Source organism: Rhizobium herbae (assembly GCF_019511375.1).
Taxonomy (GTDB): domain Bacteria; phylum Pseudomonadota; class Alphaproteobacteria; order Rhizobiales; family Rhizobiaceae; genus Pararhizobium; species Pararhizobium herbae_A.
This window is the reverse complement of record NZ_JAEUAO010000009.1, coordinates 1-19,140: the sequence shown is the minus strand read 5'-3', so window position 1 is coordinate 19,140 and position 19,140 is coordinate 1. Positions and strand designations below refer to the sequence as shown.

Here is a 19,140-nt window from a genome sequence, read left to right as displayed (position 1 = left end):
GGCGACAACGTCACGGTTGACGTCGAGCTGATCGTGCCGATCGCGATGGAAGAAAAGCTGCGCTTCGCCATCCGCGAAGGCGGCCGCACCGTCGGCGCCGGCATCGTCGCATCCATCGTCGAGTAATCATTAGATCAGCCGGATTTTGGAGAGGCCCCGCTGGAAACAGCGGGGCCTTTTTGCGTGATCTTAAAAGTTGCCTGCATTGCCTTGTTGCAAGGAGCCGCGTGCAGTCCTGAAAAGGGGTGCGAAGTAGGCGTGGGCGGAAGCTGTGCTGCCCTGCTTTGCATGGAGAATCATGTGCGCGCTTGGGCGCTAAGACAGACGGGTAAGAGCCCCGATCGCGCTGCGCGCCGGACCTGCAGTGTTGCGGGCTCTAATGCCCGAAATTCTTGAAGCGCTTGAAGAAGCCGCGGATACGACGCTCGAGCTTCGTCTTCGACCAGAGCTTGGCAACCTGCCGCTCCATGCCGGTGAAGCGGCTGGCCAGGACATTGGTGGCGACGAGCGCGATCGTCGCCTCGCTGAATTCGGGAAACCGGTTGTGGATGCGGGCGAAGGAACCGGCAGGTTCGCTCAGTTGTTCCTCGAAACGCCGGATGCGCCCCTTCTTGACGAAGAGTTGCAGCGTGATCTGCTCGAACGTCCAATCATGCTCGGTGTACATGCTGAACTGAAGTCCGGCTGTGCCAGTGAAGCCGCAAAGACAGATATTGGCGTGCGGTATCTTCTCGGCAAGCCAGACGGCAATGGCAAAGCCTGTCGTCGGCATGCGGTCCACCGGGTAGAGCGGGCCGAACGTATGGTCGAAATCGAGCGTCTGCGGCATCAGGGTGCTTTTGCGCGGCGCCGCCAACCCGGGGCTCCCCTCCGGAACCCCGCGATCGGCGATCACCCCGATTTCGGCCTTCAGGTGACGCTTAAACAGGCTGTAGGCCTTGTCGAAATGCTTCTGCGATTTCAGAAAGCGCGTGCCGCCGGCGACGAGGCGATGACAGAGTACAGCGTCCTTCTCGAAAGGACGGGAGAGGACTTTCGCGCAGCCCGTGAAGAAGACGTAGAGTGTTTTCTCTGGCAAGGTGCTCGTGATTACGTCGATATCGACGCTTTCGCTGTTGGCGATCAACGCCACCATTTCATAGCGTGAGAGAAGTGCTTCGAAATCTTCGCCTTGCATCGACATGTTCTCGCGACCGTGAGGACTGTTTATACTCGTTTCCGTACGACATAAATGACCCGGCGCCTTCCGTCATCCCTCGCGAAGCAGAAATAATATTGCGGCTTGGGTACGGACAGGGCATATCGGTTTTGACGAGGAGGCCGCCGCCCGTTCGGGCGGCCAGCAAGTGGAGGACGTCCATGAGCAAGCGAATTCTGTTCACCGGAGGTGCGGGCAAGGCGGGGCGGCATGCCGTGCCATACCTGGTCGAGGCGGGCTATGAGGTGCACAATGTCGATCTCGTGCCGCTCGACAGCCCCGGCGTCACCAATCTGATCGCCGACATTACCGACAGCGGCCAGATGTTCAACGTCATGTCGATGCATCGGGATCTTCCGGATCTGGAGCACGGGCAGGGGCCGCGGCCTTTTGACGCCGTGGTTCATTTCGCCGCCGTGCCGCGAATCCTCATCAAGCCGGACAACGAGACGTTTCGCATCAACACGATGGGCACTTACAACGTCGTCGAGGCGGCGGTGAAGCTCGGCGTCCGCAAGATCATCGTTGCCTCCAGCGAGACGACCTACGGCGTTTGCTTTGCCGAAGGCCACCGTGACTTCCATCAGTTTCCGCTGGAGGAGGACTACGACGTCAATCCTATGGACAGTTACGGACTGTCGAAGGTGCTCAACGAGAAGACGGCGCGCGCCTTTGCCGAACGCTCGGGCTTTGACATCTATGCGCTGCGAATCGGCAACGTGATCGAGCCGCACGAATACGAGCGGTTCCCGGCCTATTTTGCCAATCCTGAAATCCGCAAGCGTATCGCCTGGAGCTATATCGATGCCCGCGATCTCGGGCAGATCGTCAAGCTTTGCATCGAGAAGGACGGCTTGGGTTTCCAGGTCTTCAACGCGGCGAACGACACGGTCTCGGCCGACACGCCATCGCGGGAGCTTGCAGCCCGCTATTACCCCAATGTGCCGTTTACGAGAGAGATCGGCGAATTCGAGGGGCTCTTGTCGAACCGGAAGATTCGCGAAGTGCTCGGCTTCAAGGAAGACCACGACTGGCGGAAATATGTCGGTAAGTGAGCGAGGCTGTTTAACCCGGTTAAAAAGACAGCGGATATCGCCGAATTCTTTCTCTTTTTCCGGCAAAGACGCTTGTCATCGCCGGGCAAACTGAATAATAAGCCGCAGACTTAACGCGGCGCACAGCCTTTGAGGCACCGGCGCTGCGGTCTAGGGGTATAGCTCAGTTGGTAGAGCGGCGGTCTCCAAAACCGCAGGTCGCAGGTTCGAGCCCTGCTGCCCCTGCCATTCGATCCCAGCGCAACACGATGCAGCGACGACTTGGCAGTACATAAAGGGGGAAGGGCTTGCCTTTTTCCGGCTAATTTCGCAAAAAGACCGTTGACCTCTTGTGATTTATGGAATCGGTCTTTATGTAGGGTTCAAACAGACACGCGGCGCGTGGGGCTGATCGACAGCTTTACGGGCCGTTAAGGCGTGAGCATTCAATGGCATCCAAAACAAATCCATTTACGTTTCTGCAGCAGGTGCGCTCCGAGACGTCGAAAGTGACATGGCCTACGCGGCGCGAGACGACGATCTCGACGCTCATGGTGTTCGTCATGGTCTTCTTTGCGGCGCTCTTCTTTTTTGCTGCGGACCAACTGATGGGCTGGCTGATCGGCCTCGTCCTGAATGCTGGTATCTGAACGGGTGGGGATGAATATGGCAGCGCGTTGGTACATCGTTCACGCCTACTCGAATTTCGAGAAGAAGGTTGCTGAATCCATCGAGGAGAAAGCCAAGCAGAAGGGGCTCAGCCATCTGTTTGAAAAGATTCTCGTCCCGACCGAAAAGGTCGTTGAAGTTCGTCGCGGCCGCAAGGTTGATGCCGAGCGCAAGTTCTTTCCCGGTTACGTGCTCGTGCGTGCCAATCTGACGGATGAGGCCTATCACCTCATCAAGAATACGCCGAAGGTGACCGGCTTCCTCGGATCCGACAACAAGCCGGTTCCGATTCCGGATTTCGAGGCCGAGCGCATTCTCGGTCAGGTTCAGGATGGTGTCGATCGTCCGAAGCCTTCGATCTCGTTCGAGATCGGTGAGCAGGTTCGTGTCTCCGACGGTCCGTTTGCCTCGTTCAACGGCATCGTGCAGGACGTGGACGAAGAGCGTTCGCGCCTCAAGGTCGAGGTCTCGATCTTTGGTCGTGCGACGCCGGTAGACCTTGAATACGCTCAGGTCGAGAAAGTCTGAATTCTGATTGCCGCAGCGCCCGGATATCTGGCTGCGCGGCATTCTTTTGTTTTCCGGATATTCGTATTCGGTAAAGGCGGGGTGACCCGCACTCCGCGTGGAAGGAAACCGGCCTTAGCCGGACCGGCGTTCCGCACCACGCAACCGCAGCCGCCACTCCCTTTGACGAGGGTGGCATGAAGGGCCGGGAAACCGGCCGGAACGTTTCCTGCTCCAGTTCGTCATCTGACGGGCGGTGAGGCGGGAAAAACCAAAAGGCAGAGAGAAATGGCTAAGAAAGTTGCAGGCCAGCTCAAGCTTCAGGTCAAGGCAGGATCGGCAAACCCGTCCCCGCCGATCGGCCCGGCGCTTGGTCAGCGTGGCATTAACATCATGGAATTCTGCAAGTCGTTCAACGCGGCTACGCAGGAAATGGAAAAGGGCATGCCGATCCCGGTCGTCATCACCTATTACCAGGACAAGTCCTTCACCTTCATCATGAAGCAGCCGCCGGTCAGCTACTTCCTGAAGAAGGAAGCAAAGATCCAGTCCGGCTCGAAGACGCCGGGCAAGGGTGCGACCGCAGGCAAGCTCACCAAGGCTCAGATCAAGTCGATCGCCGAAGCCAAGATGAAAGACCTGAACGCAGCCGATATCGAAGGCGCAATGACCATGATCGAGGGCTCCGCCCGCGCCATGGGTCTGGAAGTGGTGGGCTAAGATCATGGCAAAGCTTGCAAAGCGTGTACAGAAGACCCGCGAAGGCATCGATCCGACGAAGCTCGTCGCCCTGCCGGAAGCAATTTCCCTGGTCAAGGCCCGTGCCATCGCCAAGTTCGACGAAACCATCGAAGTCGCGATGAACCTCGGTGTTGACCCGCGTCATGCCGACCAGATGGTCCGTGGCGTCGTCAACCTGCCGAACGGCACCGGCCGCGACGTTCGCGTCGCCGTTTTCGCCCGTGGCGCCAAGGCTGACGAAGCCAAGGCTGCCGGCGCCGACGTCGTTGGCGCCGAAGACCTGGTCGAGATCGTCCAGGGCGGCAAGATCGACTTCGATCGCTGCATCGCCACCCCGGACATGATGCCGCTCGTCGGCCGCCTCGGCAAGGTTCTTGGCCCCCGCGGCATGATGCCGAACCCGAAGGTCGGAACGGTTACGATGGACGTTGCCGGTGCCGTCAAGGCATCCAAGGGTGGCGCCGTCGAGTTCCGCGTCGAGAAGGCCGGTATCGTTCATGCCGGTATCGGCAAGGCTTCCTTCACGGCTTCCGCCATTGAAGAAAACATCCGCGCTTTTGCGGATGCGGTCATCAAGGCAAAGCCGGCTGGCGCCAAGGGCAACTACGTCAAGCGCGTGGCGATTTCCTCGACCATGGGCCCGGGCGTCAAGGTTGATCCTTCGTCGGTCACCGTCGCCTGATTTATCCGGACTTCGGTCCGGTCAAGATTTCCGGCCCTTCGGGGCCGGGAATTCCGGGATCAAACCCGGAACTCCTGTCCGAGATTGCAGGTGGTTATCCCTTAATCACTTCAGCCTGCATGAGACGGGTGAGTCCCGAATTTCATTTGACGCGCGAAAGCGTGGGAATTCGGTTCGAACCTCGGCTTGCCTTGTGCCGGACCCGGTCAAACGGGAACGCGCAGGGGACAGGATCCTCGAGCGTCGCTTGGGATCAACTCTGATCCCTTGTGGCAAAGGCAAACCGACTGGGCTGTATTTTGCGGTCCGGTCAACTGGAGATAGGCAGTGGAAAGAGCGGAAAAACGCGAATTCGTCACGGAGCTGAACGAGTCCTTCAAGGGCGCCGGTTCGGTTGTCGTGGCCCACTATGCTGGTGTCACAGTCGCACAGATGAACGACTTCCGTTCGAAGATGCGCGCTGCTGGCGGCACCGTCAAAGTCGCGAAGAACCGCCTGGCCAAGATCGCCCTTCAGGGTACGGAAGCCGAAGGGATGTCCAATCTCTTCAAGGGACAGACGCTGGTAGCATTCAGCGCCGACCCGATCACGGCTCCGAAAGTCGTCATGGATTTCGCCAAGACCAACGACAAGATCGTTGTTCTGGGTGGCGCCATGGGGGCAACGACGCTTAACGCGGATGCAGTCAAGTCGCTCGCGACCCTGCCTTCGCTGGACGAACTGCGTGCGAAGCTGCTGGGCATGATCCAGACACCGGCTACCCGCATCGCAGGCGTTGTTGCAGCACCGGCAAGCCAGCTTGCCCGCGTGTTCTCGGCTTACGCCAAGAAGGACGAAGCCGCATAAGGCGGTTTTTCGTTGTTATATCCAACCAAGTTCGAACCGAACAAAAGGAACTAGAAAATGGCTGATCTCGCAAAGATCGTTGAAGACCTCTCCTCGCTGACCGTTCTGGAAGCTGCAGAACTGTCGAAGCTTCTCGAAGAAAAGTGGGGCGTTTCCGCTGCTGCTCCGGTAGCAGTTGCTGCTGCTGGCGGCGCTGCTGCTGCTGCTCCGGCTGAGGAAGAAAAGACCGAGTTCGACGTCATCCTCGCTGATGCCGGCGCAAACAAGATCAACGTCATCAAGGAAGTCCGCGCTATCACGGGCCTCGGCCTGAAGGAAGCCAAGGACCTCGTTGAAGCCGCTCCGAAGGCTGTCAAGGAAGGCGTTTCCAAGGCTGAAGCCGCTGATCTCAAGAAGAAGCTCGAAGAAGCTGGCGCCAAGGTTGACGTCAAGTAATCGTGCCTATTTCGACGGAGGGGTGGCCCGAAAGGGCCGCCTCTCTTTCATCGTTTTTTGAACGTATTACCCAAAAGCCTATTGAAAACGGCTTTTGGGTAATGGGTTCTTCAAGAGGATGGTCTCGAACCGGACCGCCAGGCAATCCGGCCAGCGGTTTTGGGAAGTGAGACGAGTTTGAATGATCCATTAATTTGACGGAGCCGACTGGCCAGCGGTGTTCGTCTGTTGCAGGCCCGGGTGCAATTTTAAAGGAGCGACGATGGCTCAGACCCTTTCGTTTAACGGTCGCAGGCGCGTACGCAAGTTTTTCGGTAAAATTCCAGAAGTCGCAGAAATGCCGAACCTCATCGAGGTTCAGAAGGCATCCTACGATCAGTTCCTCATGGTCGACGAACCGCAGGGCGGCCGTCCGGACGAGGGACTTCAATCCGTTTTCAAGTCCGTTTTCCCGATCACGGATTTCTCCGGCGCTTCGATGCTCGAATTCGTTTCCTACGAGTTCGAACAGCCAAAGTTCGACGTCGAGGAATGCCGTCAGCGTGATCTGACCTATGCAGCGCCGCTCAAGGTGACGCTGCGCCTCATCGTGTTTGATATCGATGAGGATACGGGCGCCAAGTCCATCAAGGACATCAAGGAACAGAACGTCTACATGGGCGACATGCCGCTCATGACCAACAACGGTACGTTCATCGTCAACGGCACCGAGCGCGTCATCGTCTCCCAGATGCACCGTTCGCCGGGCGTGTTCTTCGATCACGACAAGGGCAAGAGCCATTCCTCGGGCAAGCTCTTGTTTGCTGCCCGCGTCATCCCGTATCGTGGCTCCTGGCTCGACATCGAATTCGATGCCAAGGATGTTGTCCACGCGCGTATCGATCGCCGCCGCAAGATCCCTGTCACGTCGCTGCTGATGGCGCTCGGCATGGACGGCGAGGAAATCCTCGAGACCTTCTACACCAAGTCGTTCTACCAGCGCGACGGCAAGGGCTGGCGGATTCCGTTCCAGCCGGACACGCTGAAGGGCCAGAAGGCGATCACCGACATGATCGACGCCGACACCGGCGAAGTCGTGGTCGAAGCCGGCAAGAAGCTGACCCCGCGTCTCCTGAAGCAGTTGAAGGAGAAGGGCCTGAAGGCCATCAAGGCATCCGACGACGATCTTTACGGCAACTTCCTGGCCGAAGATCTCGTCAACATGCAGACCGGTGAAATCTTCCTGGAAGCCGGCGACGAGATCGACGAGAAGTCGCTCGGCGTCATCCTCGGGGCCGGTTTCGACGAAATTCCGGTTCTCGACATCGACCATATCAATGTCGGTGCCTACATCCGCAATACGCTGGCCGTCGATAAGAACGAGAACCGTCAGGACGCTCTGTTCGATATCTACCGGGTCATGCGTCCGGGCGAGCCGCCGACCATGGATTCGGCCGAAGCCATGTTCAACACGCTGTTCTTCGATGCGGAGCGTTATGACCTCTCCGCCGTCGGCCGCGTGAAAATGAACATGCGCCTTGACCTCGATGCCGCCGACACGGTCCGCATCCTGCGCAAGGAAGACATCCTGGCTGTCGTCAAGATGCTGGTCGACCTGCGCGACGGCAAGGGCGAGATCGATGATATCGACAACCTCGGCAACCGCCGTGTGCGGTCGGTCGGCGAACTGATGGAAAACCAGTATCGCCTCGGCCTGCTGCGCATGGAGCGTGCCATCAAGGAGCGCATGTCGTCGATCGAGATCGACACCGTCATGCCTCAGGACCTGATCAACGCCAAGCCGGCTGCTGCCGCTGTCCGCGAGTTCTTCGGTTCTTCGCAGCTGTCGCAGTTCATGGACCAGGTCAACCCGCTGTCGGAAATCACCCACAAGCGCCGTCTTTCGGCTCTTGGCCCGGGCGGTCTGACGCGCGAGCGTGCGGGCTTCGAAGTCCGCGACGTCCACCCGACCCACTACGGCCGTATCTGCCCGATCGAGACGCCGGAAGGCCCGAACATCGGTCTGATCAACTCGCTCGCAACCTTCGCCCGCGTCAACAAGTACGGCTTCATCGAAAGCCCGTACCGCAAGATCGTCGACGGCAAGGTGACGCGTGAGGTCGTCTACCTGTCGGCGATGGAAGAAGCCAAGTACCACGTCGCCCAGGCAAACTCCGAGCTCAACGAGGACCAGTCGTTCGTGGAAGAGTTCGTCGTCTGCCGTCACGCCGGCGACGTTATGCTGGCGCCCCGCGACCAGATCAACCTCATGGACGTTTCGCCCAAGCAGCTCGTATCGGTTGCGGCAGCGCTCATCCCGTTCCTGGAAAACGACGACGCCAACCGCGCTCTCATGGGCTCGAACATGCAGCGTCAGGCCGTGCCCCTGCTGCGTGCGGAAGCACCGTTCGTCGGTACCGGCATGGAACCGGTCGTTGCGCGTGACTCCGGTGCTGCGATCGCTGCCCGCCGCGGCGGCGTGGTCGACCAGGTCGATGCGACCCGTATCGTTATCCGTGCGACGGAGGATCTTGAAGCCGGCAAGTCCGGCGTCGATATCTACCGCCTGCAGAAGTTCCAGCGTTCGAACCAGAACACCTGCGTCAACCAGCGTCCGCTGGTCACCGTCGGCGACGTTCTGAACAAGGGCGACATCATCGCTGACGGTCCGTCGACGGATCTCGGCGATCTGGCGCTCGGCCGCAACGCGCTCGTCGCGTTCATGCCCTGGAACGGCTACAACTACGAAGACTCGATCCTGCTTTCCGAGCGCATCGTTCGCGATGACGTGTTCACCTCCATCCACATCGAAGAGTTCGAAGTGATGGCGCGCGACACCAAGCTCGGTCCGGAAGAAATCACCCGCGACATTCCGAACGTTTCGGAAGAAGCGCTGAAGAACCTCGATGAAGCCGGTATCGTCTACATCGGTGCGGAAGTTCAGCCGGGCGACATTCTGGTCGGCAAGATCACGCCGAAGGGCGAAAGCCCGATGACGCCGGAAGAAAAGCTACTGCGCGCCATCTTCGGCGAAAAGGCCTCGGACGTTCGCGACACCTCCATGCGCATGCCTCCGGGCACCTTCGGCACCATCGTCGAAGTTCGCGTCTTCAACCGCCACGGCGTGGAAAAAGACGAGCGTGCCATGGCAATCGAGCGCGAAGAGATCGAGCGTCTGGCCAAGGACCGCGACGACGAACAGGCGATTCTCGACCGTAACGTCTACTCGCGTCTTCTCGACATGCTGCGCGGCCACGTTGCGGTCGCCGGTCCGAAGGGCTTCAAGAAGGGCACCGAGCTTTCGAACGCCGTCATCTCCGAATATCCCCGCTCGCAGTGGTGGATGTTCGCAGTTGAAGACGAAAAGGCGCAGGGCGAGGTCGAGGCTCTGCGCGGCCAGTACGACGAGTCCAAGTCGCTGCTCGAGCATCGCTTCATGGACAAGGTCGAAAAGGTCCAGCGCGGCGATGAAATGCCTCCGGGCGTCATGAAGATGGTTAAGGTCTTCGTCGCTGTGAAGCGCAAGATCCAGCCGGGCGACAAGATGGCCGGCCGTCATGGCAACAAGGGCGTGGTTTCCCGCATCGTGCCGATCGAAGACATGCCGTTCCTCGAAGACGGCACGCATGTCGACGTCGTGCTGAACCCGCTCGGCGTGCCTTCGCGCATGAACGTCGGCCAGATCCTCGAAACCCATCTGGGTTGGGCTTGCGCCGGTATGGGCAAGCAGATCGGCCAGATGCTCGACGCCTACAAGGCAGGCGGCGACATCAAGCCACTGCGCGATACCATCGACAGCGTCATCGGATCCGGTCCGAAGGGCGAGCCGATCAAGCAGTACGACGACGAATCGATCATCCGCCTGGCCGAGCAGACCCGCCGCGGCGTGTCGATTGCAACGCCGGTCTTCGACGGCGCGGTGGAAGCCGACGTCAACGAGATGCTGGAGAAGGCAGGCCTCAAGGTGACCGGCCAGTCGACGCTGTATGACGGCCGTACCGGCGATCAGTTCGACCGCCAGGTGACTGTCGGCTACATCTACATGCTGAAGCTGAACCACCTTGTCGACGACAAGATCCATGCCCGTTCGATCGGTCCATACTCGCTCGTTACCCAGCAGCCGCTGGGCGGCAAGGCGCAGTTCGGCGGTCAGCGCTTCGGGGAAATGGAAGTCTGGGCGCTCGAAGCCTACGGCGCCGCCTACACCCTGCAGGAAATGCTGACGGTGAAATCGGACGACGTGGCAGGCCGGACCAAGGTCTACGAGGCGATCGTCCGTGGCGACGACACGTTCGAGGCCGGTATTCCGGAGAGCTTCAACGTTCTCGTCAAGGAAATGCGGTCGCTGGGGCTCTCGGTCGAGTTGGAAAACTCCAAGCTCGAGGATCTGCAGCCGACGCAACTGCCGGACGCCGCCGAGTAAGACATCATCAAGGTGCGTGCCGTGTAAAGCGGCGCGCACCGTTTCCGCCCAGCCCAGTTGCGGGCAGGGCAGGAAATACGGCCGCATGAAATGCGGTTTTATCCATTTTCAGGCTGCGGTCCGGCGCCCGGGATTTGCCGGAACCGTCCAGCCAAGAAGAGGGCGATAGCCCGTAAAGGAGATAGGCATGAACCAAGAGGTCATGAATCTTTTCAATCCGCAGGTGCCTGCACAGACATTCGATTCCATCCGGATCTCGATTGCCTCGCCGGAGAAGATTCTCTCCTGGTCTTACGGTGAAATCAAGAAGCCGGAGACGATTAACTACCGCACGTTCAAACCGGAACGCGACGGTCTGTTCTGCGCGCGCATCTTTGGACCGATCAAGGATTACGAATGCTTGTGCGGCAAGTACAAGCGCATGAAGTACAAGGGCATCATCTGCGAAAAGTGCGGCGTCGAAGTGACGTTGTCGCGCGTTCGCCGTGAGCGCATGGGTCATATCGAGCTTGCCGCTCCCGTTGCCCACATCTGGTTCCTGAAGTCCCTGCCGAGCCGCATCGCAACACTGCTCGACATGACGCTGAAGGATATCGAGCGCGTCCTCTATTTCGAAAACTACATCGTTACCGAGCCGGGCCTGACTTCGCTGAAGGAAAACCAGCTTCTCTCGGAAGAAGAATACATGATCGCCGTCGACGAGTTCGGCGAGGATCAGTTCACGGCGATGATCGGTGCGGAAGCGATCTACGAGATGCTCGCGTCGATGAACCTCGACAAGATCGCCGGCGACCTGCGTTCGGAAATGGCTGACACCACGTCCGAACTGAAGCAGAAGAAGCTGATGAAGCGCCTGAAGATCGTCGAGAACTTCATGGAATCCGGCAACCGCCCGGAATGGATGATCATGAAGGTCGTTCCGGTGATCCCGCCGGACCTGCGTCCGCTGGTTCCGCTCGACGGCGGCCGTTTCGCGACGTCCGACCTGAACGATCTCTATCGTCGCGTCATCAACCGTAACAACCGTCTGAAGCGCCTGATCGAGCTTCGCGCGCCGGGCATCATCATCCGCAACGAAAAGCGCATGCTGCAGGAATCCGTCGATGCGCTGTTCGACAACGGCCGCCGCGGCCGCGTCATCACCGGCGCCAACAAGCGCCCGCTGAAGTCGCTGTCCGACATGCTCAAGGGCAAGCAAGGCCGCTTCCGCCAGAACCTGCTCGGCAAGCGCGTCGACTATTCCGGCCGTTCGGTCATCGTGACCGGTCCGGAACTGAAGCTGCACCAGTGCGGCCTGCCGAAGAAGATGGCGCTCGAGCTGTTCAAGCCGTTCATCTACGCCCGTCTCGACGCCAAGGGCTACTCCTCGACCGTCAAGCAGGCGAAGAAGCTGGTTGAAAAGGAAAAGCCGGAAGTCTGGGATATCCTTGACGAGGTCATCCGCGAACATCCGGTTCTCCTGAACCGCGCACCGACGCTGCACCGCTTGGGCATCCAGGCCTTCGAACCGACCCTGGTCGAAGGCAAGGCGATCCAGCTGCACCCGCTCGTCTGCACCGCCTTCAATGCCGACTTCGACGGTGACCAGATGGCCGTTCACGTACCGCTGTCGCTCGAAGCGCAGCTGGAAGCGCGCGTGCTGATGATGTCGACAAACAACATCCTGCATCCGGCAAACGGCGCACCGATCATCGTTCCGTCGCAGGACATGGTTCTCGGTCTCTACTATCTGTCGATCATGAACCAGAACGAACCGGGCGAAGGCATGGCCTTCTCCGACCTCGGCGAACTGCATCACGCGCTTGAGACCAAGGCCGTGACGCTGCATGCCAAGATCCGCGGCCGCTTCAAGACCGTTGATGCCGAAGGCAAGCCGGTGTCCAAGATCTATGAAACGACACCCGGCCGCATGCTCATCGGCGAACTTCTGCCGAAGAACGTCAACGTGCCGTTCGACGTCTGCAACCAGGAACTGACCAAGAAGAACATCTCCAAGATGATCGACACGGTCTACCGTCATTGCGGCCAGAAGGACACGGTCATTTTCTGCGACCGCATCATGCAGCTCGGCTTCGCCCATGCCTGCCGCGCCGGCATTTCGTTCGGCAAGGACGACATGGTCATTCCGGACACCAAGGCCAAGATCGTCGGCGACACCGAAAGCCTGGTGAAGGAATACGAGCAGCAGTACAATGACGGCCTCATCACCCAGGGCGAAAAGTACAACAAGGTTGTCGACGCCTGGGGCAAGGCGACCGAAAAGGTCGCCGACGAGATGATGGCACGCATCAAGGCGGTGGAATTCGATGACAACGGCCGTCAGAAGCCGATGAACTCGATCTACATGATGTCCCACTCCGGCGCCCGCGGTTCTCCGAACCAGATGCGTCAGTTGGGCGGCATGCGCGGACTTATGGCCAAGCCTTCGGGCGAAATCATCGAGACGCCGATCATCTCGAACTTCAAGGAAGGCCTGACCGTTAACGAGTACTTCAACTCGACGCACGGTGCCCGTAAGGGTCTTGCAGACACCGCCCTGAAGACCGCCAACTCCGGTTACCTGACCCGCCGTCTCGTCGACGTTGCGCAGGATTGCATCGTCAACTCGATAGATTGCGGTACCGACAAGGGCCTCACCATGACCGCCATCGTCGATGCCGGCCAGGTCGTTGCCTCGCTTGGCGCCCGCGTTCTCGGCCGCACGGCCCTCGACGACATTGATCATCCGGTTACGGGTGAGCGTATCATCGATGCCGGCAAGATGATCCTCGAAGCCGATGTCGCCGAAATCGAGAAGGCCGGCATCCAGTCGATCCGCATCCGTTCGGCGCTGACCTGCGAAATCCAGACCGGCGTCTGCGGCGTGTGCTACGGCCGTGACCTGGCGCGCGGAACGCCCGTCAACATGGGTGAAGCCGTCGGCGTCATCGCCGCTCAGTCGATCGGCGAACCGGGCACCCAGCTCACCATGCGTACGTTCCACCTCGGTGGCACGGCGACCGTGGTCGACCAGTCGTTCCTCGAAGCGTCGTATGAAGGTACGGTTCAGATCAAGAACCGCAACATGCTGCGCAACTCGGAGAACGTGCTCGTCGCGATGGGCCGCAACATGGCGATCCAGATCCTCGACGAACGTGGTGTCGAACGCTCCTCGCAGCGCGTTGCCTACGGTTCGAAGATCTATGTCGATGACGGCGACAAGGTGAAGCGTGGCCAGCGTCTCGCAGAGTGGGACCCCTATACGCGTCCGATGATGACGGAAGTCGAAGGTACGGTTCATTTCGAGGATATCATCGACGGTATCTCCGTTCTGGAAGCGACCGACGAAGCGACCGGCATCACCAAGCGCCAGGTTATCGACTGGCGCTCGACGCCACGCGGCATCGATCTGAAGCCGGCGATCGTCATCAAGGACAAGAATGGCGCCGTTGCCAAGCTTGCCCGCGGCGGCGAAGCCCGCTTCATGCTCTCGGTTGACGCCATCCTGTCGGTCGAGCCGGGCACCAAGGTCAGCCAGGGTGACGTGCTTGCGCGTTCACCGCTGGAAAGCGCCAAGACGAAGGACATCACCGGTGGTCTGCCGCGTGTTGCCGAACTCTTCGAAGCGCGCCGTCCCAAGGATCACGCGATCATCGCCGAGATCGATGGTACGATCCGCTTCGGCCGCGACTACAAGAACAAGCGCCGCGTGCTGATCGAGCCTGCGGAAGATGGTGTCGAGCCGGTCGAATACCTGATCCCGAAGGGCAAGCCCTTCCATCTTCAGGACGGCGACTATATCGAAAAGGGTGATTACATCCTCGACGGTAACCCGGCCCCGCACGACATCCTGGCGATCAAGGGCGTGGAGGCACTCGCTTCCTACCTGGTCAACGAAATCCAGGAAGTCTACCGCCTGCAGGGCGTTGTCATCAACGACAAGCACATCGAGGTGATCGTTCGCCAGATGCTGCAGAAGGTGGAAGTCACCGACGCCGGCGACTCTTCCTATATCGTTGGCGACAGCGTCGACCGCATCGAACTGGAAGATGTCAACGATCAGCTGATCGAACAGGGCAAGAAGCCGGCTTACGGCGAACCGGTCCTGCTCGGCATCACCAAGGCCTCGCTGCAGACCCCGTCCTTCATCTCGGCCGCGTCCTTCCAGGAAACGACCAAGGTGCTTACGGAAGCTGCGATCGCCGGCAAGACCGACGGCCTGCAGGGTCTGAAGGAAAACGTCATCGTCGGCCGCCTGATCCCGGCCGGTACCGGCGGCACCATGACCCAGATCCGCCGCATCGCGACAGCTCGCGACGAGATGATCCTCGAAGAGCGCCGCAAGGGAACGGGAGCAGAAACCGCAACGCCGATGCTCGCCGACATGGCGGCCAAGGAAGAAGCGGCAGCCGAATAATCCGAAAAGGCGAGGGCGGCTCTGCCGCCCTTGTCCACGAATGACAAAAGCCGCCCGGAGCGATCCGGGCGGCTTTTTGTCATCTTGCTGTGTCATGCGAATGACAGATCACCCGAACTTGATGATCGCCACCTCACCTGACAGCGCGCCTTGATAGGCCGACGCATGGGGTTCTTCGTCGGGAATGTCGGTGAGGGTACCGATCTGGTCGAGATCCGCCTCGAGAAATCCCTCTTCGGCGAGTGCGTTCAAGGCCTCGCGCACGGCGGTGTCGTCGTCCGGCGCGCGCAACATGACGTGGATATCGATCCCCTCTTCATCGCCGTCCCTTTCGTAGGCCTTGCCAATGACAATGAAGACCATCGGGCCATCGAGGTTGTTGTCGTTGTCGGGGATGGCGGTCATTGGCTGTGTCCTTGTTCGAAAGAGGTGAGCAATGATCTTACAGCGTATTGCGACACGGTGCGCATTAAAAACATCGAATCCAGGAGAATCGAGGTGGGGGAGGATGCGATTCTTCCCTTGCAGCTCGGATTGTGAAATTGCTTTATGATTCTTTAAGTTGAGCGCTGCGTATCGGTGATTCAACGCCGTCTGGCTCATGGTCGGGGCACGTGGCGTCGCAAAACCCTTGTTTTACAGGCATGTCAGGCCCGCGCAGGGAAGAATATTTGTTAATTCCCCTTGACGGGACACCCCGAAATCAGTACACCCCGCCCCATCGGAGCCCATGTGAGGCTGGCTGGTTCGGAGCGTCTCGTTCTGGAGTTCGCCTCAAACAAGGCTCTAAAACGCACGCTGACGACCAAAATGCTGAACGCATGACGCTGAAATACGGCGTCCTCTGCTTTTTTGTGGGCCATCTGCCGAAAAGCGGATCGGTCCTCGTTTTGCGCATTTATCAAGCGTTCGAAACCGCCGGCGACGGCATTGATCCGCCCGCAAGGGTAATGAGACAGATTTGTAAGGGATGGTTATATGCCTACCGTAAACCAGCTGATCCGCAAGCCGCGTCAGGCACAGGTAAAGCGCAATAAGGTTCCTGCTCTGCAGGAAAACCCGCAGAAGCGCGGCGTTTGCACCCGCGTCTACACGACGACCCCGAAGAAGCCGAACTCGGCTCTGCGTAAGGTCGCCAAGATTCGCCTGACCAACGGCTTCGAAGTCATCGGCTATATTCCGGGTGAAGGCCATAACCTTCAGGAACACTCCGTTGTCATGATCCGTGGTGGTCGTGTTAAGGACTTGCCGGGCGTTCGCTACCACATCATCCGCGGTGTTCTCGATACCCAGGGTGTCAAGAACCGCAAGCAGCGCCGTTCCAAGTATGGTGCGAAGCGTCCGAAGTAATTCGGTTTCCCAGGAATTCGGCGCCGCGCGAGGTACTCCGCGTGATAAGGCGTCCCAGCTAGCAATTGAGAGACAAAACGTATGTCCCGTCGTCATAGTGCAGAAAAGCGCGAGATCAATCCGGATCCGAAGTTCGGTGATCTGGTCGTCACCAAGTTCATGAACGCTATCATGCTTCATGGTAAGAAGTCCGTTGCCGAAAACATCGTTTACGGTGCGTTCGATGCGGTTCAGGGCAAGCTGAAGCAGGAGCCGGTTGCCGTGTTCCATTCGGCTCTCGACAATATCGCTCCGCACGTCGAAGTTCGTTCGCGTCGCGTTGGTGGCGCCACCTACCAGGTTCCGGTTGATGTTCGCCCCGAGCGCCGTCAGGCTCTTGCCATCCGCTGGCTGATCGCTGCTGCTCGCAAGCGTAACGAGACCACCATGATCGATCGCCTCTGCGGCGAACTCATGGATGCTGCCAACAACCGTGGCAGCGCCGTCAAGAAGCGCGAAGATACCCACAAGATGGCTGACGCGAACCGTGCATTCTCGCATTACCGCTGGTAATCGACGACACTCTTGAAAGGCAGTCACTATGGCTCGCGAATACAAAATCGAAGACTACCGTAACTTCGGTATCATGGCGCACATCGACGCCGGCAAGACCACGACGACAGAGCGCATCCTGTATTACACGGGCAAGTCGCACAAGATCGGCGAAGTTCATGACGGCGCTGCCACCATGGACTGGATGGAACAGGAACAGGAACGCGGCATCACCATCACGTCCGCTGCCACCACGACCTTCTGGAAGGGTCGTGACGGCAAGATGCGCCGCTTCAACATCATCGACACCCCCGGCCACGTCGACTTCACCATTGAAGTCGAGCGTTCGCTGCGCGTACTCGACGGCGCCATCGCGCTGCTCGACGCCAACGCCGGTGTCGAGCCGCAGACGGAAACCGTCTGGCGTCAGGCTGAGAAGTACAACGTTCCGCGGATGATCTTCTGCAACAAGATGGACAAGACCGGTGCTGATTTCTATCGCTCGGTCTCGATGATCAAGTCGCGCCTCGGTGCGATCCCGGTCGTCATGCAGCTGCCGATCGGCGCTGAAAGCGACTTCAAGGGCGTCGTCGATCTGATCGAGATGAACGCCCTCATCTGGCGCGACGAGTCGCTCGGCGCACAGTGGGACGTCGTCGAAATCCCGGAAGACATGAAGGTCCAGGCTGAAGAATATCGCGAAAAGCTGATCGAGACGGTCGTCGAGATCGACGAAGCCGCGATGGAAGCCTACCTCGAAGGCACCTATCCGGACAACGACAAGATCCGCGAACTCGTTCGCCGCGGCACCATCGACGTGAAGTTCCACCCGATGTTCTGCGGTACCGCCTTCAAGAACAAGGGCGTACAGCCGCTGCTCGACGCCGTCGTCGACTACCTGCCGTCGCCGATCGACATCCCGGCCATCAAGGGCATCGATGTCAAGACCGAAGCCGAAATCGAGCGTCATGCTTCTGACGAAGAGCCGCTCTCGATGCTCGCCTTCAAGATCATGAACGACCCCTTCGTCGGTTCGCTGACCTTTGCCCGCATCTATTCCGGCAAGCTCGAAAAGGGCACGTCGGTCATGAACACGGTCAAGGAAAAGCGCGAGCGCGTCGGCCGCATGCTGCAGATGCATTCCAACTCGCGAGAAGACATCGAAGAAGCCTTCGCAGGCGACATCGTTGCTCTCGCCGGCCTGAAGGAAACCACCACCGGCGACACGCTCTGCGATCCGCTGAAGCAGGTTATCCTCGAGCGCATGGAATTCCCCGAGCCGGTCATCCAGATCGCTATCGAGCCGAAGTCCAAGGGCGACCAGGAAAAGATGGGCCTCGCGCTCAACCGCCTGGCGGCTGAAGACCCGTCCTTCCGCGTCAAGACCGACGAAGAGTCCGGCCAGACGATCATCGCAGGCATGGGCGAACTTCACCTCGACATTCTCGTCGACCGCATGCGTCGCGAGTTCAAGGTCGAAGCCAATGTCGGCGCGCCGCAGGTTGCCTATCGCGAAACCATCACGCGTCAGCACGAAGAAGACTACACGCACAAGAAGCAGTCCGGTGGTACCGGTCAGTTCGCACGCGTCAAGATCGTCTTCGAACCGAACCCGGAAGGCGAAGACTTCAAGTTCGAATCGAAGATCGTCGGTGGTGCTGTTCCGAAGGAATACATCCCGGGTGTTCAGAAGGGTATCGAAAGCGTTCTGTCTTCGGGTCCGCTCGCCGGCTTCCCGATGCTGGGCGTCAAGGCGACCCTCATCGACGGTGCCTTTCACGATGTCGACTCGTCGGTTCTCGCCTTCGAAATCGCCTCCCGCGCCTGCTTCCGTGAAGCAGCCAAGAAGGCCGGTGCTCAGCTCCTCGAGCCGATGATGAAGGTCGAAGTCGTCACGCCGGAAGATTACGTCGGTGACGTGATCGGTGACCTCAACTCTCGCCGTGGTCAGATCCAGGGCCAGGAGAGCCGTGGTGTTGCCGTTGTCATCAGCGCCAACGTACCGCTCGCGAACATGTTCAAGTACGTCGACAACCTGCGCTCGATGAGCCAGGGCCGCGCCCAGTACTCGATGGTGTTCGATCACTATGCGCCGGTTCCATCGAACGTGGCGCAGGAAATCCAGGCGAAGTACTCCGGTCAGAAGTGACCGGAGCCTCAAGCGATCTGACTGAAACAAGAGAAATATCCCCGACCAGGGGCACAGAAACGGAGAGCCGGAAATGGCAAAGAGCAAATTTGAGCGCAACAAGCCGCACGTTAACATTGGCACGATCGGCCACGTTGACCATGGCAAGACGTCGCTGACGGCAGCGATCACGAAGTATTTCGGCGAGTTCAAGGCGTATG

15 protein-coding genes, 1 tRNA gene and 1 pseudogene are annotated in these 19,140 nt (G+C 59.3%); 15 read left to right on the top strand and 2 right to left on the bottom strand.

Features of this window, described 5'->3' with window-relative positions; translation table 11 throughout:
- Positions 1-126 (top strand): annotated as a pseudogene (gene tuf, locus JNB71_RS24195) (elongation factor Tu); the annotation flags it as partial.
- 250 nt (positions 127-376) lie between these two features.
- Here tuf and JNB71_RS24190 read toward each other — a convergent pair.
- Complete coding sequence (locus tag JNB71_RS24190) at positions 377-1,177, bottom strand: hypothetical protein (RefSeq protein ID WP_220374312.1); 801 nt, start codon at positions 1,175-1,177, stop codon at positions 377-379.
- Positions 1,178-1,359: 182 nt separating this feature from the next.
- Between JNB71_RS24190 and JNB71_RS24185 the strand changes: the two genes are divergently transcribed.
- The 10 genes from JNB71_RS24185 (at position 1,360) to rpoC (ending at position 14,910) form a co-directional block, all read left to right on the top strand.
- Positions 1,360-2,253, top strand: a complete 894-nt coding sequence (locus JNB71_RS24185; protein WP_220374311.1) for an NAD-dependent epimerase/dehydratase family protein — start codon at positions 1,360-1,362, stop codon at positions 2,251-2,253.
- Positions 2,254-2,405: 152 nt separating this feature from the next.
- Positions 2,406-2,481 (top strand) — tRNA-Trp (locus JNB71_RS24180).
- A 200-nt stretch (positions 2,482-2,681) separates the two neighbouring features.
- Entirely contained in the window at positions 2,682-2,882 is a 201-nt protein-coding gene (secE, locus tag JNB71_RS24175; protein WP_018325893.1) for a preprotein translocase subunit SecE, read from the top strand.
- Positions 2,883-2,898: 16 nt separating this feature from the next.
- Positions 2,899-3,429, top strand: a complete 531-nt coding sequence (gene nusG, locus JNB71_RS24170) for a transcription termination/antitermination protein NusG (RefSeq protein ID WP_018325892.1) — start codon at positions 2,899-2,901, stop codon at positions 3,427-3,429.
- Between the two features lie 267 nt (positions 3,430-3,696).
- Positions 3,697-4,128, top strand: coding sequence for a 50S ribosomal protein L11 (gene rplK / locus JNB71_RS24165; RefSeq protein WP_018325891.1), 432 nt, complete (start codon positions 3,697-3,699; stop codon positions 4,126-4,128).
- Positions 4,129-4,132: 4 nt separating this feature from the next.
- Positions 4,133-4,831, top strand: coding sequence for a 50S ribosomal protein L1 (gene rplA, locus JNB71_RS24160; protein ID WP_018325890.1), 699 nt, complete (start codon positions 4,133-4,135; stop codon positions 4,829-4,831).
- Between the two features lie 327 nt (positions 4,832-5,158).
- Entirely contained in the window at positions 5,159-5,677 is a 519-nt protein-coding gene (rplJ, locus tag JNB71_RS24155) for a 50S ribosomal protein L10 (RefSeq protein ID WP_018325889.1), read from the top strand.
- 57 nt (positions 5,678-5,734) lie between these two features.
- A complete protein-coding gene (gene rplL, locus JNB71_RS24150) occupies positions 5,735-6,112 on the top strand; it encodes a 50S ribosomal protein L7/L12 (RefSeq protein WP_220374310.1) in 378 nt (125 codons plus the stop codon).
- Between the two features lie 262 nt (positions 6,113-6,374).
- On the top strand, positions 6,375-10,514 hold the full coding sequence (rpoB, locus tag JNB71_RS24145) for a DNA-directed RNA polymerase subunit beta (protein ID WP_220374309.1): 4,140 nt from the start codon (positions 6,375-6,377) through the stop codon (positions 10,512-10,514).
- A gap of 187 nt (positions 10,515-10,701) precedes the next feature.
- Positions 10,702-14,910 carry a DNA-directed RNA polymerase subunit beta' gene (rpoC, locus tag JNB71_RS24140; protein ID WP_220374308.1) on the top strand — a complete coding sequence of 1,403 codons (4,209 nt, stop codon included), beginning with the start codon at positions 10,702-10,704 and terminating at the stop codon, positions 14,908-14,910.
- Positions 14,911-15,018: 108 nt separating this feature from the next.
- Here the strand turns inward: rpoC and JNB71_RS24135 are convergent, their stop codons facing one another.
- Positions 15,019-15,315: a transcriptional regulator gene (locus tag JNB71_RS24135; RefSeq protein ID WP_112854342.1), complete on the bottom strand. Its 297-nt coding sequence runs from the start codon at positions 15,313-15,315 to the stop codon at positions 15,019-15,021.
- 573 nt (positions 15,316-15,888) lie between these two features.
- Here JNB71_RS24135 and rpsL point away from each other — a divergent pair.
- The 4 genes from rpsL to JNB71_RS24115 form a co-directional block, all read left to right on the top strand.
- The gene (gene rpsL, locus JNB71_RS24130; protein WP_003507760.1) at positions 15,889-16,260 is read left to right on the top strand and encodes a 30S ribosomal protein S12; all 372 of its coding nucleotides are present in this window, start codon (positions 15,889-15,891) and stop codon (positions 16,258-16,260) included.
- A gap of 81 nt (positions 16,261-16,341) precedes the next feature.
- Positions 16,342-16,812: a 30S ribosomal protein S7 gene (rpsG, locus tag JNB71_RS24125; RefSeq protein WP_018325882.1), complete on the top strand. Its 471-nt coding sequence runs from the start codon at positions 16,342-16,344 to the stop codon at positions 16,810-16,812.
- Positions 16,813-16,840: 28 nt separating this feature from the next.
- Positions 16,841-18,940, top strand: a complete 2,100-nt coding sequence (gene fusA, locus JNB71_RS24120; RefSeq protein ID WP_220374307.1) for an elongation factor G — start codon at positions 16,841-16,843, stop codon at positions 18,938-18,940.
- A gap of 73 nt (positions 18,941-19,013) precedes the next feature.
- On the top strand, positions 19,014-19,140 hold a 127-nt coding region (locus JNB71_RS24115), incomplete at its 3' end, for a GTP-binding protein (RefSeq protein WP_244520023.1).